Origin of the sequence: Paenibacillus rigui (assembly GCF_002234615.1) — a bacterium.
GTDB classification, from domain to species: Bacteria; Bacillota; Bacilli; order Paenibacillales; family NBRC-103111; genus Paenibacillus_S; species Paenibacillus_S rigui.
Window position 1 is genome coordinate 325,033 of record NZ_NMQW01000017.1, and the last position, 16,987, is coordinate 342,019.

Sequence of the window (16,987 nt, forward strand, 5' to 3'; positions counted from 1 at the left end):
TACACTTTAAGATTAGGCAGGTATAATGTTCAATAGTAAAGTACCGCTTTTTAGAAAGGGGGATGCACATTGGATCGCATGTTTCGTGTTCTTGGCTTTTGGACGCTGGTCATCGGGTTGATGGCTTTGGCCGGTGATATGATTCCGATGGCGATGCTCTTTTTCGCCCAAACGGCTATCTTCGTACTGTTAGGATATCTGAGATTATCCGAGCGTACCTACATATTGCTTTTTTGGGGGTACATGATCCTTTCGTTTACTGGCTTTACATACTGGTCTTTCTTCAAAATGTCAGTGTAACCTTTATCGAACGGGTTAACACAAAAAAGGTGAGCTGCTTTCATAAGCAGTTCACCTTTTTTCGTGGATAAGCACCTTAAACAATTCACTCATCTGATCGCTGAGAAGCAATTGACGAATCGCCCGATTCCGCTTGGCCGCGGGGCTGAACGGATCGGTACCCGTCGTATCCTGAAGCAGCTGCAGCACACCGTGATCTACAAGAAACTGCTTTTGTGTCCCGTAAAATTTGGTCTGCATCCCGGACTGTTCACCTGCCTGCATGAGTCTAGAGAAATTCACATGCGTTGTGATATCCTGGTCACCTGGGTTCACATAAGGATCATCATGCGCCGCATGCCTTGTATAGCACATCAAGGTTCCCTTCATCCGGTGAGCCGCGTACAGCTCTTCTTCCTGATCTCCATAATCAATGGTGATCACTTCCCCGCTTTGAATGGCTTTCCCGATAATATGCAGCCAATCCATCCCGCTCAGATTGACTTCAAGCTGCTGCCCTTCCTCTAATTCCTGACTTATGCCTTGAACGTAGGCTAGCACCGCCCCCTCGTCCAGCTGGACAAGCTTTTCCACAAACTCGTCCCCTGCCCCATTGATCCCAACCCTTACCTCGTGCGGTTGTCCATGATGTATTCGAACCCTATCTACCGGAAATGCATCAATCAGTTCATTGGACAAGACCCATGTTCGATTCCAGGGCCCCTTGTGCAGCCAGTCCTGCTCCGTCATCCAGCAAACAAGAGCTTCGTGTGTGTGCAGTGTCTGCTTTTGCAGCATACGGTGGGCAGGACTTTGCTCGATGCTGATGTACGACAAGCCTGCATACAATTCCGGATTCGTGCTGCGAAGCTCATCCAGGATTTGTTTGGCCAGAGCTCCTGAACCGCCCCCCCACTCGGCCAGAACGACAGGCCCCTCCCCCCATCCTCTTGCAACCTCGCTTATATACCTGGCAAGCACCATTCCCATAATGCCACCGATCGAAGCGCTTGTATAGAAATCGCCTCCTGGTCCGATTCTTTCCTTATCTTTCATATAGTAACCGTCTTCTGGATCATACAAGCACATCGCCATATAATCCCGAAACGGAATGGCATGATCTTGACTATTCCGTATAGCACGAACGATTTTGCCATGCAATGTGTTGTCCGGGACCATGAACCTCTCCCCCTGCTCTCCTTAAAATTTTATCCGAAGCGTATGAGTAGGGATTACTACAGACAAACCCGTACAATCCCGCTATAATGAAGGTTGATTCAAAAAAAGATGTCACCCGATGTAATCTTGGAAGGAGTTCTTACCTTTGTTAGCCAATTTCAAAAAAACACGCACCGGACTCATTGTCGCTACACTCTGTCTCTCTATGCTCACGGCCGGGTGCACGGACACCGCACAATTGAAGCAGGATATGCTTCAGGCTGCCGCCAAACAAGAGCAAGTCACAAGCTATCGTTTTAACGGCTCGCTTCAATTAAAAGCTGATGCCACCCTGCTCGGGCAATCCGGCCCGATGGCTCTGGCTTTATTCTCGCTGCTGAAGGATAGCAAGCTGGAATACAGCGGTCTGACCGCTATGGAGCCTTCCCGAATGGAATCCGACCTGAAAGTAACCCCGGCTGGCGGTACTGCAATCGAGATCCCCGTTCTCATTAAAGATAGCAAATTGTTTTTCCACATGCCACCATTAAATAAACCAGATGAATATATGATGCTTCCCATTGCAGCTGCCAAGTCGGCTGCTTCTGCAGGCTCAAGCCCCGCAGGTCCGGAGTCTCTTAAAAATACCGGCAGGGTCACCTCGGATCTAAGCAAAAAGCTATGGGAAGGTGTGGATCCCAAGTGGCTTACATCCCCTAAAGAGACTGTCCAGCTTTCCGATGGAAGTCCAGGCAAGAAAATTACGCTGAACGTGAATTCAAAGAACGAGAAGGCCTTCAATGATTACTGGAGCACGGCTGTGCCAGGGCTGATTGACATTTTGAAAACGAATGGATTGGCAGGCTCTGCGAACGCTGAAGCCTGGACGAACACCTTGAAGCAGATCAAGCTCAAGGCTCCTTCTGCCATAGATATCGTCATTGATAATCAAGGGTTCATTCGCGAGCAGCGATGGGATTTGACCTTTACTTCCGGAAGCAGCACCAACGAAAACAAACTTCTCTGGACTCAGTCCTTAACGGAATTGAATCAAGCCCCTTCCTTCACCAAGGAAACCCCGGCAAAGCAGAAATCGCTTGAAGAGCTGTTGAAGCTGATCAAACCCGCTGCTGCCGCACAGAAATAAGTTAGTTTCTTTTACTTCTTCCTTTGAAGAAGTATTTTTTTAACAATTTTCTCATAGAGTTGTGATAGCTTAGTTGAGTGCCAAGCAGGGGAGGGGATACGGATGAGGCTCCTTCAACAAGCCGTTATGATCTTACTTTGTCTAGTCTTGTGTCTTTCTGCCATTCCCTGCCCGCAAACGTATGCCGCGACTGCAGAGGAGCTGAAGCAGCTGCTTCAAAAAGGATTGACGGTCTACGAGGTCGATCAAGAGCTTGCCCGAATCGCACGAGAAGAGCAGGAGCTGCAGCAGCAAATCAGCAAAACAGAACAAGACATTCAAACCCAACAAGCCCTTTCTGCTGAAACAAGGCGGCATGCCGCCAAAGTACTCCGGGCCTATTATATGGGCGACAGAGACTCGTTATGGATGCTGCTGTTTACCATCCATTCCTTTCAGGATGCTCTGGTCACCTTCGATTACCTGCAAATGATCGTCCGCAACGACCACGATACGCTGCAAAAGCATCTGCGCAACCAGCAACAGCTGGAGGCGCTGCAAACGACCTTGCAGACGTCCAAAAGCAGCCTGCAGCAGGCCAAAGCGCGCTACCTTACGCAAAGAGAACAGCTGCTAACGCTGCAGCAGCAGTTGGATAACGAATTGGCCAAGCAGCCTGCTGCCGCAAGCATGGGGATCCTGCAGCAGATGACGCAGCTGACTGTCCAGTGGCAGGACAAGGGGTTACCTCTGTTCCGGACTTATTTTCAAGCCTTGGCACAGGCCATGAAGCAGCTCCCCGAAATTATCTCGGACAGTAACAGCGGCGGCAACAGTAACGGAGCCGGGAACGGAAAAGCCAATCCAAGCAATCACCTGATCATGAACGGCTTTCAATATACCTTTCAGATCACCGATGAAGAATTAAATACTTTTCTCAGAAATAAAAATAGCTTGTTCCGCAACCTGACGTTCCAATTCAAAGACGCAGCCGTCATTGCAGCAGGCAGACAAGATGATATGGAAGTTTCCATTAAAGGACACTATGAGCTGGCCACCAAAGGCGAGGAAAAGCCTAAGACCTATATCCGCTTCCGCATGGATCAGCTCCTGTTCAACGGCTTCGAGCTTCCCCGTACGACCATTGATCAAATGGAAAAGGAATTCGATCTCGGTATCTACCCGCAAATGCTGGCCTCTTTCCTGCAGGTTACCGATGTCCAGATCATAGACGGCAAGCTCAGCATCTACTTGAAGCTAGCCTTGTAGACTTGGCGTCTGCATCGGATACACTGCTTCATTGCCGGACTTTCGGAATGATAGATAAAAGCATCAATACAATACCTGAACGTGGATACACTACTGGAAGAAAGCGAGGCGCCAGCGATGGAATTACAACGAACTTATGGACTGGCTATGGAGCTGCCTGACGGAAAGCTGCCGGGATTTTATGCCCAGGTGATCAAAGCTCTTGCTGCCAAATCCCCTATATTGGACCGGGATAAGGAATTGCTTATTTTCAGCACACCCGAGGAGCGTGAGGCCTCCGTTCCGGTGATGAACCAGTACAGTATAAGCTATGACAAAGTTCAACTGCTCCTGCTTCCCGATTCAATCAAGACTCTCCCCGTATTTACCGATTACGGGTGGACGACCCGCTCCGAGCATACTTATGTGAACGCTGACGATGTTTATATTTATCAACTGGAGTCAGAGAGCCCCGAGTCGGAGCCTGAACAGGCGTTAATCCAGCTGGAGGAGCATCTATGGGCGTCCTTTCCTTTAGGAGAACCGCCGGTAGAAAGCTATCTTACGGATATACAATCGGCGGAGCTAGTCGAACGCATTGCACTGGCATATCAATGCAGGGTAAAGCCCGTGCTATTTTAAAGGATCTGTTCAAAAACAGAAAGCGCAGCAGAGGTACTGGATTTCAGTCCTCTACTGCGCTTTTTGTTTTTTCCTAATCGACTATAACAAATCAGCGGCCAACTGGGCCAGGTGCGAACGTTCTCCGCGTTCCAACGTAATATGACCGCTGATCTGCTGATCCTTGAAGCGTTCCACGACATAGGTTAAGCCGTTGCTCGAAGCGTCCAGGTAAGGGTGGTCGATTTGCTCCGGATCCCCAAGCAGTATGATCTTGCTTCCTTCTCCGACCCGTGACACAATCGTCTTGATTTCGTGTTTGGACAAGTTCTGCGCTTCATCGATAATGATGAATTGCCCGGGTATTGAGCGTCCCCGTATATACGTCAGAGCTTCCACCTGAATGCTGCCAAGACCGGCGAGCACTTTATCGATATCCCCCGGTTTCTTCGTATCGAATAAATATTCCAGGTTATCGTAGATCGGCTGCATCCATGGCCGCAGCTTTTCTTCCTTCTCCCCCGGCAGATAGCCGATATCCTTCCCCATAGGAACGACAGGACGGGCGATCAGGAGCTTTTTATACTTGCGCTCGTCCTCTACCTTCATAAGACCCGCCGCAAGCGTCAGAAGCGTTTTACCGGTTCCTGCCTTCCCTGTCAGCGTCACGATCGGAATCTCATCATTGAGCAGCAGCTCCAAGGCCATTCTTTGCTGTGCGTTGCGGGCTGCAATCCCCCAAATCGGCTCGTTACTCAAGAATAACGGCTCCAGCTTCTTCCCGTCTGCATTAACCTTCAGCAGGGCGGATTTCGAGGTTCCCATCTCATCCCTCAATATAACGAATTCGTGCGGATGCAGCGGGTAGGCCAAATTTAACGAGTTGACACTCAAATAACGATACGTATAAAACTCATCTATGACTGAAGGATGTGCCATAATCGTCAAATATCCCATGTACATATCAGGCATATTGACAACCCGGTCGGTTAAATAATCCTGCGCCGTCAAACCAAGCACATCCGCTTTAATTCGGACCAGTGTATCTTTACTGACTATAACTACAGGTCTGGGATCAGACCGCTCCTGTTCCTCCAAATGATAATTCAAGGCTACAGCCAAAATCCGGTTGTCGTTCGTCACCTCTGCGAACACTTCCTGCAGCTTGGCAAAGCTCCGATGGTTCAATTCCACCTTCAGCCTGCCCCCGCTCGGCAGCGGTATGCCTTCATGAAGCCTTCCTTGGGATCTCATGCCATCCATCATCCTGGAAATTTGCCGGGCATTTCTACCAAGCTCATCCGCATTCCTCTTCTTGGAATCAATTTCCTCCAATACGATCGCGGGAATGACCACCTCATTATCCTCAAAAGCGAAAATAGCGTTTGGATCCTGTAAGAGTACATTGGTATCCAGCACAAATACTTTTTTCATTCGAGTCCCCTCCCAGGTCTGGTGTTTGGTTTAGTTGTACATAAGAATCAACAATTCAGGACATGCTAACCAAAGCAATATAGGGATGAAAGGAACGATAAAAAGATGAAAATGATCATAAGCTGCTTGGTCTTGCTGTCCTTCTTGGCAGGATGTAACCAATCACCAAAGAATGGAGCTTCCCCCTCTCCGACAAATGAGACGAATCGACAGGTACAAGTGAAGCAAACCGCGCCCCAGAAAAAGGAAATCGTCGATTCCCGGGCCGTTTCCGAACGTTTGGAGCAAATTGCCACCAGCATCCCTCAGGTCGAAAGCGCCAATTGTGTCGTTTTCGGAAACACAGCGGTTGTCGGGATCAATTTGCCTCCGGATATGGACCGTTCCAAAGTGGGAACCATCAAGCTATCGGTTGCGGAAGCACTAAAAAAAGATCCTTACGGCGTTAATGCAATCGTTACTTCAGATATGGATTTGTCGGCCCGCCTCCGTAAAATAAGAGACAACGTGCGAAACGGAAGACCGATCAGCGGTTCTGCAGAAGAAATGGCTGAAATTATCGGTCGAATCATGCCGCAGCTGCCAAGAGATGTGCAGCCGAGCCCGCAAAGCACAGAACCGCAAATGCCCAATCAGAACATGTAACTGTCGCAACGCGGAAAAGCATATGGAGAAAAAGCCTAGAAGACCATATTCTAGGCTTTTTTCATAGCAGTAAAACTTGCGCATCCAGCTTTTCAGCGGCGCGTTTGTCATACTCATATTCAGGCGCAACGGAAATCCGAGATCCATAGAACATCGCATCCCGTACCATCGAAATTTCAATATCCATGCAAGAGAGCTTGAGAGGTGCTCCCTCCGAGGCTTCAGCCGCTAGTAGTGCACGGCCATAAATCGCATGACTCGGAGATCCGCTTTCATAATCAATCGTACTCAGAAGCACAAACTGTTCATTTGGCAAGGCTGCATACAATGGCTCCGACAATACTGTGATCGTTTCTGCCATAGTTACCCCTCCTGCGTCTATTTGTGTGTGACTAACTGGGTTGTTGACTATATTATATCACAGGCAATGCTTGGCAACCATACAGCAGTGAATTCGCGATCGTTAACAGTGCATGCCGGTATGTATTGCAAGGTCGAGGGCCACTCCTTTCAGACAGGGGATAGTTTATTTTATCGGGATTCGCTCTTTTTATGTCACTGATTGTACTTCGGATTGGAATTAATGTCCTCTAGCAACTGCTCGGCCAGCTCCTTATCAAAAAAAAGCTTCTTGGCGCTGTCATGCTGCTCATATGTAACATAGATTCTTGTCTCGTCCGACTCCGTTCGCCAATCGGTTACAGCATGATCCTCACGTAGAATCTCCTCAAAAAACGACCTTGTATCCTCTGCCGCCTGATCCCCGGGCCTTGCTTCCGAGACGATCTTCATTTGCAGCCAGTTGAAGAAGACATCTTCTAATCTCATCTTATTCATCCTCCCGCAGCAGTGTGACGCCAAAACCTTGTATATGCCAACTTTTCATTAGGCTTAACCAAACACGGTGCTGTGGATCGCCATTCGTGCCAGCAAGAAGGCTTTCGGCCGACTCAAGCCACAAGTTCATTTCCTTCTCCGAAGGCAACCGGTCCAAATAAGCCTGTGCACAATGGGACAATTCCAGAGCATCAGGTCCGAAATGAACCCTTTGCATCGAATCTATTTGAAAAGGCAGCTCATTCAACCCGCATGCAGACTCAGCGTCTTCGCTTAGAAGCAGGCCGGCTTTGAATGTGACCAGCATCCGGGGATGCACAGACCTCAGAAGCTTCAGGAAGGCACCTGCCGTGTCCTCCGGCTCCAGCAGTACTCTTTCTTCTCGAAGCGTCACCTCATCCCCAGATGCCTGCACGGGTGTTAACCAGTAACGGCTCATCTTGCCTGCCACCTCCATTTGAAGACTGCTTACTTACGATTTGCCCGGCTTGTGAAAAAATATCGGATCCGGTATAAAAACATCATAGCTACAGCTACCGTCAGACTAGCAACGATAGGAAGCGCTCCTAGTTGGAACATCAGCAGCATTAGCGCCCCAATACCAAGCACGATATAGACGATGATCTCCTTCAAAATAGGCAGCCTGCGCATTTTGAACACTTTGTTGTAGACATAGGTCATCAGCACAAAAATGATCACATAGGTGATGTAAGGGTGTTCACGAAACCATTCGGTCATAGGATACGAGTCCTCCTTTTAAGCATTTCGTTTCAAAAGCTGCAAAGAAAGCTCTGAATCATCAGAGCTTTCCCGGAGTCTTTATGATTAAGCGTTGGCTTCTGCCATTTTGCGGTGTTTCTCCGCACGTTCACGCTCGCTTTTATTCAAGATCTTCTTACGAAGACGAATCGATTTCGGAGTAATTTCACAATACTCGTCGTCGTTCAAATATTCCAATGCTTGCTCCAAAGAGTAAATACGCGGTGTTTTCATTTTGACGGTATCGTCTTTACCTGCGGAGCGAATGTTATTCAATTGCTTTTCTTTACAGATGTTTACAATGATATCTGTGTCACGAGTATGCTCGCCAACGATCATGCCCTCGTAGACTTCAGTACCCGGCTCCAGGAACAAAATTCCGCGGTCCTCAACGGACAACATACCGTAAGTCGTCGAAGTACCGGTCTCACTGGATACCAATACACCTTCATGACGTCCGCCAACACCGGCTCCATAATAAGGACCGTAGCTGTCGAATGCATGGTTCATGATGCCGTAACCGCGAGTCAATGTCAGGAAGTAGGTACGGTAACCGATCAAGCCGCGGGCAGGAATCAAAAATTCCAGACGCACGTTGCCGCTGCCGTTGTTAATCATGTTCAGCATTTCTGCTTTACGCGTTCCCAGGCTTTCCATAACCGATCCCATGCTTTCTTCCGGAATGTCAATGATCAGACGCTCCAACGGCTCCATTTTCTGACCGTCGACTTGCTTGATGATAACCTCCGGCTTGGAAACTTGAAGCTCAAAGCCTTCACGACGCATATTTTCGATCAGGATACCCAAGTGAAGCTCACCACGGCCGGAAACGATAAATGCATCCGGGCTATCGGTTTCCTCTACTCGCAAGCTCACATCGGTTTCCAGCTCTTTGAACAAACGCTCGCGAAGCTTACGGGAAGTTACCCATTTGCCTTCGCGGCCCGCAAACGGGCTGTTGTTAACGACAAACGTCATTTGCAGCGTCGGCTCGTCAATTTTCAAAACAGGCAATGCTTCCGGATTCGCCGGATCCGCAATCGTTTCACCGATATTGATATCTTTAATACCGGAAATTGCAACGATATCGCCTGCGCCTGCCTCTTCAATCTCGATGCGCTTCAATCCCTGGAACCCGAACAGCTTCTCGATCCGTGCTTGCTTGGTAACCCCTTCGCGATTAATAACCGCAATCGGTTGACCTTGCTTCACTACACCACGATTAACGCGGCCAATGGCAATACGGCCCAAGTATTCATTATAGTCCATCAATGTAACCAAAAATTGCAGCGGATCTTCCACACTCTCGGTAGGTGCCGGGATATGACTGATGACCGTTTCATAAATAGCCTGCATGTTATCGTCCTGCTTCGCAGGATCGGAATCCATACTGGACGTTCCCATCAGAGCGGAGGCATACACAACAGGGAAATCCAGTTGGTCGTCATTCGCGCCCAGTTCGATAAATAAATCCAACACTTCATCGACTACTTCTGCAGGACGAGCATTCGGACGGTCAATTTTGTTAACTACAACAATCGGTGTCAGGTTTTGCTCCAATGCTTTACGCAATACGAACTTCGTTTGAGGCATCGTACCTTCGAAGGCATCAACAACCAGCAGCACGCCGTCTACCATTTTCATAATCCGTTCTACTTCACCGCCGAAGTCGGCATGGCCCGGTGTATCTACGATGTTAATCAGAAAATCTTTATAGTTGATTGCCGTGTTTTTAGCCAAAATAGTAATACCACGTTCCCTCTCCAAGTCATTGGAGTCCATGGCCCGCTCTTGAACAGCCTCATTCTCACGGAATGTTCCGGACTGCTGAAGCAATTTGTCTACCAGTGTCGTTTTCCCGTGGTCAACGTGAGCAATAATCGCAATGTTGCGTATTTTATCTCTTAAATGCATGGTTTCCCTAACCTCTCCTTATTTTGACCCTTCCAATTCTGCCCCCTTTGAGGGAGTGAACCGGGGTCCGTTCATAAAACAAGCGTCGGACATAAGCGCCGACGCTTGACATTTACACTTATTATACGTTGAATTTGTGCAAAACGCAAGGTAAACCGACAATTTTAACGTTTCCCTTACATTTCTTTACTTAGCGTTTACATTCAGGAATGCTTTGGCTTCGGCTTCGCCGATAATTTTTTGACCAGACCCACACCAATAACTACCACCGTCGTCAGAATCGGAACGATCCAGTGCGGGAAGCCATGAAGAAGCTTGTCGGATACAATCTCGTCCTTAACGAACATTTCACCGGCTGTATATCCTAAAATTCCCGCTCCAATATAAACAAGAATAGGAAACTTGGTTAACAGGTTCATAACGAGGGTGCTGCCCCATACAATAATAGGAACACTCAGAGCAATACCCAGAATAATGACTGTCAGGTTATTATCCGCTTTGGCCGCGATGGCCAGTACATTATCCAAGCTCATCACAAAGTCAGCGACAATAATGGTCCAGATGGCTTTGCCCAAGGTAGAAGCTTCTTTCACATGTGCTTCGCCCTCATCGTCAATAAGCAGCTTGACCGCAATATAAAGCAGAAGCAAAGAGCCTGCGGCTTGAATGTAGGGGACAGTCAATATGTAAACCGCTACGACGGTTAGCACAAGGCGCAGTCCGATCGCTCCGAACGCTCCCCACCAAATAGCCTGCTTACGCTGATGCAGAGGTAAATTTTTACTCGCAAGAGCAATAACAACTGCATTATCACCGCTCAGTACGATGTTAATCAGCATAATTTGTAAAAACAGAAGAAACCATTCCAACATGAATATACCCTCCAGCATTTTGTGATCTGCAGCATCATCCTAAACTATACGAAGACAAGCGTAAACAGGTTTCATAAAAATTCTTTTAAACCACTGCTCAAAAAAAGCTTGCAAATGGACTCTCTTTATCCAGCGCTGCCGGTTGAATCCATATCGTTTCGGTTGCACGAACAGCTGCTTCCAGCTCTTCCTCCAGCCAATCCATCCGGCGTTCAATACTTTCCACCACACGCAAATTCGGATTGGTACTAGGAGTTGGAGGAAGAAATAGCGTACAGCAATCCTCATGCGGCAGTATTGAAATCTCAAAGGTGTTGATTTTCTCTGCAATCTTAATAATTTCCTTCTTCTCCATACATATCAAAGGCTGGACAATAGGAAGGCTGACGGATCTCCCGATCACATTCATGCTGCCAAGGGTCTGACTCGCCACTTGTCCTAGGCTTTCCCCTGTAATCAAAGCAGAAGCCCCATGCAAATCCGCAAGCTTTTCGGTAATTCGAAACATCGCCCGCCGTAAAATGGTAATGAGCAAATTGTCGCGGTAGGTTTCATGAATCCGGGTCTGTACATTCGTAAATGGAACCATGTGAAGCTTGATATCCCCGGCATACTCGGTTAGCTGCCTTACAAGGTCCCTGACTTTTTGTTGAGAACGTTCGCTGGTGTAGGGGAAGCTGTGAAAGTGAACCGCTTCAATCTGGAGGCCCTGTCTTAGCGCCAGGAAACCGGCTACCGGACTGTCGATGCCTCCTGAAAGCATCAGCATAGCTTTGCCATTCGTACCAAGCGGAAAGCCGCCTGCCCCTTCTACAACCTCTGAATAGATCAATGCATGCTCTTCACGAAGCTCCACTCTAAGCTCCGCATCGGGCTGTTGTACATCGACCTTTAGCCCCGGCATACCGCGTAGCACAAAACCGCCGACAAGCTTGTTCATTTGCTGTGAATCGTGTGGAAAGCTCTTATTTACTCTTCGTACAGTCACCTTAAAAGTACCGGGCGCTTCGACCAAAGCTTGCATCGCTTGCAAAGCTGTAGCTTGAATTGCCTCCAGCTCGAGCGGCGCTGTATATACTGGACTGAATGAACCGAGGCCTAATATGTTTTTCAATTTTTCGGCAATGAGCGCATAAGGCGCTCCACCCAGTACAATATACACTCTGCCGAATTCACGGTTAAACCTGACCTCTGGAAAAGGCCTCATCGCCTTTTTAATTTGCTCGAAAACCGCCTTTTCAAATCGATGACGGTTTCTTCCTTTTAACGTAAGCTCTCCATGACGGAGAACGATCCAATCCGGTTCCATTTGTTACCTCCGTCGTTGTCTTTGCTGTAATGGGATGGTCGGCTTGAGCTGTTGAACTACTTGCTTCAGAATCTCGCCAAAACGTTGAGCATCTTCTATCGATTGCTCCAGTGAATAGCTGATACGCACGCCGCTTACCGCACGGGCGTCGCTGTATCCCATCGCCTTCAAAACTCTGCTCGGCTTCTCCGCACCGGATGAACAGGCCGATCGCGCCGATACATACATATGATGCTTCTCCAAAGCATGAACCATAACCTCGGACTTCATACCAGGGTAGCTGAAATGAAGGATATAAGGAGCCATATCGGATTCCTCCGTTGACCCGCTTAGCTGCAGTTCAGGTATTTGTTCGATCAGTCGGACCCAGTATTCCCTTAATCGGGAGGTATGCTCCAGAAACAACAAGCGCTGATCGCAAGCCATACGCATAGCCTTCGCCATTCCGACGATGCCGGGTACATTTTCAGTTCCCGACCTCAAACCTCCTTCTTGTCCGCCGCCCCACACGATCGGCTGCAGCTCCAGCCCTTGACGGCAATAGAGGAAGCCAGTTCCTTTGGGACCTCGCAGCTTATGGGCCGAGCCTGAGAGCACATCGATCCCCAGCTTTTCGGGTTCAATTTCGAGCTTTCCTATAGCTTGTACCGCATCTACATGAAATATGGCCCTCGGTGCTAATGCTTTAAGCAGTCTGCTTATTTCTTGGATCGGTTGAATGCGTCCCATTTCATTGTTAACCGCCATGATGCTGACAAGAATCGTATCTTCTCTTAGAGCCTGCCTCAGATCCTCCAACCGAACCTGGCCTGTCTCATCCACAGGAAGATAGGTCACCTCAAAGCCTTGCTTCTCCAGCTGTAGGAACACATCGTACACTGAAGCATGCTCGATGATACTCGTAATCAAATGGTTCCCGCGGTATTTGTATTGAAGAACCGAGCCCTGGATTGCCATATTGTTGCTTTCGGTGCCACCGGACGTAAACACAATTTCGTCCGGCTTACATCGCAGACACTGAGCGATGACCATACGAGCTTGTGAGATGAGCCTTTCGGCATCCACTCCGGCGCGGTGAAGGGAGGATGGATTGCCGTAATAGCTCCTCATTACCTCAGCCATCGTCTCGATTACTTCTTCATATGGAGGTGTCGTTGCTGCATAATCCAAATACAAGGGTGGTACCTCCGCTCTCCAATATTGTAAGCCCTTTTAAAACGAGAAAAAATAAAGACCTCTGAAGCTCCTTATTTGCAGGCCGCTTACAGCAGGTCTTGTTTATCTTGATTATGCCTCATAATTACGCTGCAGCTTCAACACTTTATTCACATATTGCTGGGTTTCCGAAGGCAGCAAGTGCAGATTGGACATCAATTCCTGGTCGTTCGTGATGCCAAGTCGATCAATGCGTCCAGGACCGGCGTTGTACGCTGCCAGAGCGACTCCCCGGTTTCCATTGTACTTCGCAAGCAAGTTGGACAAATATCGCGTCCCGCCTTGAATGTTTTGCGACGGATCGAACGGATTGCTTACGCCTAATCCACGCCCTGTCTGATCCATCAACTGCATCAGGCCTTTGGCTCCAGCACCTGATACCGCATTCGTATTAAATGATGATTCGGCATCAATGACAGCCTTCACCAAGCTTGGGGCTACACCGTGGCGGCGGCTCGCATCTTGGATAATCGGATCGTAGGCTGAAGCATGGGCCGCTAATTCGGAAGCTCCTGCTCCTCCATCCATCATAACCATTTGCGGATAATAGGCCATAGGCTTCATTAACCCGGATTTGACCGCTTGGGAAGCGGATGATCTAGAATCAGGAGACTGCGATAAAATGTCATTTAACAATGCAGTAAAAGAACTGTTGTCTCCTTTATCGCTGGAAGAAGTATTGTCACTTGATAAAAAGCTCATTTTGTTCAACATCTGAAGTTGAAGCAATTCCTTCATCGTACTCGGATTGATATTCATCAAGTCAAGCTCCCTGTGTACAGTCTATGTATCTTCATTGTACACTGTTTTGGACTTGCCATCCAGTTTTTTTTCCTTTTTGCACCACAAAAGGTGATGCTGCTTCCATATGGCTGCTATGTATTCAAACAGCAAGCCTGCGACGGCTTGCTGTTTGCAAATGCCTTGAGCTACGAATAAAGGGGAACTAATAAAAAATAGCCTGCCAGCGAAACCAGTCCGAGAATGACCGACCATGCCCCCAAAGCCTTTTGACCTTGGGCATAAGCAATAAATCCCAGAAAGGCACCTGCTGCACCGAATAAAACAGGATAGATAAATAAGGATATAACAGAAACCAGGATAGCCGTGTAACCGACCCATCCCGTGGCTATGCCGCCGGCAGCTTGGGTATCCGCCACCGAATCCGACTTGCGTACCGGCAATGACGTCTCCACCGGAGCCTGTTTCGGCGCTGCATAAGGTACCGATACCTCAGCAGCATACTCCTCGTTCACCTCTTGGCCTGTCTCTTTGCGCAGCTGATCCATTGGATACCTCTTGGGCTCCTTTGGCTTGACTTCAGCTTCCCAGTGCTTCTGATCCTTCATCGGTTCAGCCTCCTGAGGGCTTTCTTGGAAGAAAGCCTGCATTCGTAAGCGCTGTTTCGTAGAACTACTTGCTTTTTTTCTGCTCGAACGTGTGGCAACAGGTATTGCGGATACTGGATGCCTTGTCCTTATGCCCGTTAAAATCCGCTTCCGCGAACTCCGTGCTGAAATCAGCATTGGCGTGCTGATCCACTTCGATCATAATGGACTTGGCTGCACAATTGTTGCCCTGTGCCCAATATTCACAGTTGGCAACACTGCATTTTACATCTGGCATTATCATCACCCCTTTATCAATTTGCCCTGTAAAGAGGTGTGCTATGCTATTTATGCAGCTGGCAATATAGCACAAGGTACATGGCGTGTGACCAAAGCAACGGAGTCGCGGGTGTTCCCCATCTCCCCACCCAATGATTGTATACATCCCGCTCGGCCTTTGTGTGAGGCACTTGCTCTGGAAGCCTGCCAATGGCATCGGCTTGACGTAAGATCCAATCCAAAGCGTGACGTGCTTCCGCTTGCTTCCCTCGCAGCGTATCCACCCAGCCTTGCCACGCCGTCAGCAGAATCCACTCCCCCCCGCCATAGTACTCGTCGCTGGCATATCTCCGGACGCCGCCAGTGTCTGCATGTAAGTCTTCTTGAATCTTCTCTAATGTAGCCGCCATGGCTGGGTGCTCCGAAGGAAAGACTTGAAACGGTTGGCACAGCCAGAGCAGACTGGCGTCCACGCCTTCGTACCCTATGTCGTACCGAGCCTCGTCGCTGCTTACAGGGCGTATGCTTTTGACAAAGTAGCCTCCATCAGGGTGTACCGCATGCCGAAGCAAAAACTGCTGAATTTCATCGGTTACGTTATCGAGGTACGCGTAATCCCCATAGGTGCGAATCGCCTTTAACCCGCCATAAATGCAGGCAAGCGTGGAAGGATGCACCTGATCATTCCGCTCCTCCCAGCAATCGAAGTTCGGTAGCTTCCAGAATGCGGCCAAATAACGAACCGTTAGCTCAACACTGGTCCGGTAAGACTCCGGCATAGCCTTTTTTCCTTGCGCTCTCCAATGCTCGGTCAGCCCCCACAGCCAGGCTCCGTAACCGTCGAGTTGAAAATGCCCCCACTCCGAGTGGTCATCATCCCGCCCGTCCAGATGATAGCGTGTATGTAAAAATTCATTCTCGGCGATCCATTCGCCCCGCTCTTTTTTGCCTAATAAATGATTTACGTGATCCTGCTGTCGCTCCAACACATGCCGAACCCATTGATGAAACAATTCAGAGCTCTCCGTCTCCCCGCTCCTATCCATCGCATAAGCAATAAAGCTTCCATCGCGAAGCCAGCTAAAGGCATAATTAGAAAAAAGCGGACAAGCGACATAGCCTCCGCTAGGATGTTGATTTAAAGCTATGATCTGCTTGCTGATCTCGAATAAATCCGTATAAGACAGCTCCGGTCCGGTTGATGTATTCATGCAGGATAATCCCCCTTTTATGGTCCTGATTCATGATTCAAGCAGTTAAACAAAAAGAGATGCTTGGCAGCACCCCTTTTGTCATTATTTCCCTGATGATTCTATTTAAACCCGTTCGCCTTGCATCCGCTTCTGCGTGATGTAATCCGTTTCGTAGTAAGACAGCTCTTCGCGCAGCGACTCAAAAATTTTGGACAGCTCAATCGTCAGGTCACGGACGTCACGAGCCGGCTTTTTGCGGAATCGAATAGCGTCCTGGCCTGTGTAGGCATAGCGCCCGTCTTCAGAGTAGCACTCATTCTTCGGATAGAAGAAATTGTTAATGCAGGAGTGGTACACCTCATATAATACTTTCTCCGCATACTCCACATTGAAGCTCGGACGGCGTAAGCTTACGCCCAGCTTCTCATACGCCACTTCACAAAAAACAAGCAAATGTCTCGTATCGGACAAATATCCTTTGTAAAACTCCTCCATGGAAGCATCCACTTCTGTATTCAATTGCTGGAGAGAATGCTCGTTCAAAAATTTCTCCATCTTCGCGATCGCTTCGCTTAGTTTGCTTTTCGTTGTTTCGCATACATTTTTGACGTTAAACATCGCCATATCGCAAGACCTCCTCTGATCAACACAACACATTTATTATATAATGAATGACTTCTAAATTCATCCTACCACAAATCCATGGCAAAAGTAATACGAAAAATGTCCACCGTCTTCTTCTTAAGGAGATGATTTCCGGTAGTAATAAA

20 protein-coding genes are annotated in these 16,987 nt (G+C 48.4%); 5 read left to right on the forward strand and 15 right to left on the reverse strand.

From position 1 onward, the window contains the following. Positions 1-69 precede the first annotated feature (69 nt). Positions 70-300, forward strand: a complete 231-nt coding sequence (locus CF651_RS12705; RefSeq protein WP_094015221.1) for a DUF2626 domain-containing protein — start codon at positions 70-72, stop codon at positions 298-300. A 51-nt stretch (positions 301-351) separates the two neighbouring features. Here CF651_RS12705 and CF651_RS12710 read toward each other — a convergent pair whose 3' ends face one another. Continuing rightward, positions 352-1,458 (reverse strand): class I SAM-dependent methyltransferase, encoded by a 1,107-nt coding sequence (locus CF651_RS12710; protein ID WP_094015222.1) that lies wholly within the window; start codon positions 1,456-1,458, stop codon positions 352-354. A 145-nt stretch (positions 1,459-1,603) separates the two neighbouring features. Here CF651_RS12710 and CF651_RS12715 point away from each other — a divergent pair, with 145 nt between their 5' ends. From CF651_RS12715 to CF651_RS12725, 3 genes are all read left to right on the forward strand, one after another. After that, positions 1,604-2,584 carry a hypothetical protein gene (locus CF651_RS12715; protein ID WP_094015223.1) on the forward strand — a complete coding sequence of 327 codons (981 nt, stop codon included), beginning with the start codon at positions 1,604-1,606 and terminating at the stop codon, positions 2,582-2,584. 102 nt (positions 2,585-2,686) lie between these two features. Next, on the forward strand, positions 2,687-3,832 hold the full coding sequence (locus CF651_RS12720; RefSeq protein ID WP_245855852.1) for a hypothetical protein: 1,146 nt from the start codon (positions 2,687-2,689) through the stop codon (positions 3,830-3,832). 117 nt (positions 3,833-3,949) lie between these two features. Then, positions 3,950-4,453, forward strand: a complete 504-nt coding sequence (locus tag CF651_RS12725; RefSeq protein WP_094015225.1) for a hypothetical protein — start codon at positions 3,950-3,952, stop codon at positions 4,451-4,453. An 81-nt stretch (positions 4,454-4,534) separates the two neighbouring features. On the opposite strand, the gene CF651_RS12730 is transcribed toward CF651_RS12725, so the two are convergent. Next, complete coding sequence (locus tag CF651_RS12730) at positions 4,535-5,866, reverse strand: PhoH family protein (RefSeq protein WP_094015226.1); 1,332 nt, start codon at positions 5,864-5,866, stop codon at positions 4,535-4,537. Between the two features lie 105 nt (positions 5,867-5,971). On the opposite strand from CF651_RS12730, the gene CF651_RS12735 reads away from it, so the two are divergent. Beyond that, positions 5,972-6,511 (forward strand): YhcN/YlaJ family sporulation lipoprotein, encoded by a 540-nt coding sequence (locus CF651_RS12735; RefSeq protein WP_094015227.1) that lies wholly within the window; start codon positions 5,972-5,974, stop codon positions 6,509-6,511. 61 nt (positions 6,512-6,572) lie between these two features. Here the strand turns inward: CF651_RS12735 and CF651_RS12740 are convergent, their stop codons facing one another. The 13 genes from CF651_RS12740 to CF651_RS12800 all read right to left on the reverse strand — a co-directional run bounded on the left by CF651_RS12740 (position 6,573) and on the right by CF651_RS12800 (position 16,841). After that, complete coding sequence (locus CF651_RS12740) at positions 6,573-6,872, reverse strand: PNPOx family protein (RefSeq protein WP_094015228.1); 300 nt, start codon at positions 6,870-6,872, stop codon at positions 6,573-6,575. Between the two features lie 194 nt (positions 6,873-7,066). Then, the gene (locus tag CF651_RS12745; RefSeq protein ID WP_094015229.1) at positions 7,067-7,339 is read right to left on the reverse strand and encodes a hypothetical protein; all 273 of its coding nucleotides are present in this window, start codon (positions 7,337-7,339) and stop codon (positions 7,067-7,069) included. Position 7,340: 1 nt separating this feature from the next. Then, positions 7,341-7,787: a hypothetical protein gene (locus CF651_RS12750; protein WP_094015230.1), complete on the reverse strand. Its 447-nt coding sequence runs from the start codon at positions 7,785-7,787 to the stop codon at positions 7,341-7,343. A gap of 29 nt (positions 7,788-7,816) precedes the next feature. Further along, on the reverse strand, positions 7,817-8,086 hold the full coding sequence (locus tag CF651_RS12755; RefSeq protein WP_094015231.1) for a YlaH-like family protein: 270 nt from the start codon (positions 8,084-8,086) through the stop codon (positions 7,817-7,819). An 87-nt stretch (positions 8,087-8,173) separates the two neighbouring features. After that, positions 8,174-10,021 (reverse strand): translational GTPase TypA, encoded by a 1,848-nt coding sequence (typA, locus tag CF651_RS12760; RefSeq protein WP_094015232.1) that lies wholly within the window; start codon positions 10,019-10,021, stop codon positions 8,174-8,176. Positions 10,022-10,224: 203 nt separating this feature from the next. Then, on the reverse strand, positions 10,225-10,893 hold the full coding sequence (locus tag CF651_RS12765; RefSeq protein ID WP_094015233.1) for a TerC family protein: 669 nt from the start codon (positions 10,891-10,893) through the stop codon (positions 10,225-10,227). Positions 10,894-10,990: 97 nt separating this feature from the next. Then, on the reverse strand, positions 10,991-12,202 hold the full coding sequence (thiI, locus tag CF651_RS12770) for a tRNA uracil 4-sulfurtransferase ThiI (protein WP_094015234.1): 1,212 nt from the start codon (positions 12,200-12,202) through the stop codon (positions 10,991-10,993). Positions 12,203-12,205: 3 nt separating this feature from the next. Then, positions 12,206-13,378, reverse strand: coding sequence for a cysteine desulfurase family protein (locus CF651_RS12775; RefSeq protein WP_094015235.1), 1,173 nt, complete (start codon positions 13,376-13,378; stop codon positions 12,206-12,208). A gap of 111 nt (positions 13,379-13,489) precedes the next feature. Continuing rightward, positions 13,490-14,176 (reverse strand): lytic transglycosylase domain-containing protein, encoded by a 687-nt coding sequence (locus CF651_RS12780; RefSeq protein WP_094015236.1) that lies wholly within the window; start codon positions 14,174-14,176, stop codon positions 13,490-13,492. A gap of 170 nt (positions 14,177-14,346) precedes the next feature. Further along, positions 14,347-14,766, reverse strand: a complete 420-nt coding sequence (locus tag CF651_RS12785; protein WP_094015237.1) for a hypothetical protein — start codon at positions 14,764-14,766, stop codon at positions 14,347-14,349. A 64-nt stretch (positions 14,767-14,830) separates the two neighbouring features. Then, positions 14,831-15,043, reverse strand: coding sequence for a DUF1540 domain-containing protein (locus tag CF651_RS12790; RefSeq protein ID WP_094015238.1), 213 nt, complete (start codon positions 15,041-15,043; stop codon positions 14,831-14,833). Positions 15,044-15,089: 46 nt separating this feature from the next. Further along, positions 15,090-16,235 carry a glycoside hydrolase family 15 protein gene (locus tag CF651_RS12795; RefSeq protein ID WP_094015239.1) on the reverse strand — a complete coding sequence of 382 codons (1,146 nt, stop codon included), beginning with the start codon at positions 16,233-16,235 and terminating at the stop codon, positions 15,090-15,092. A 105-nt stretch (positions 16,236-16,340) separates the two neighbouring features. Beyond that, on the reverse strand, positions 16,341-16,841 hold the full coding sequence (locus CF651_RS12800; protein WP_094015240.1) for a YpuI family protein: 501 nt from the start codon (positions 16,839-16,841) through the stop codon (positions 16,341-16,343). Positions 16,842-16,987 lie beyond the last annotated feature (146 nt).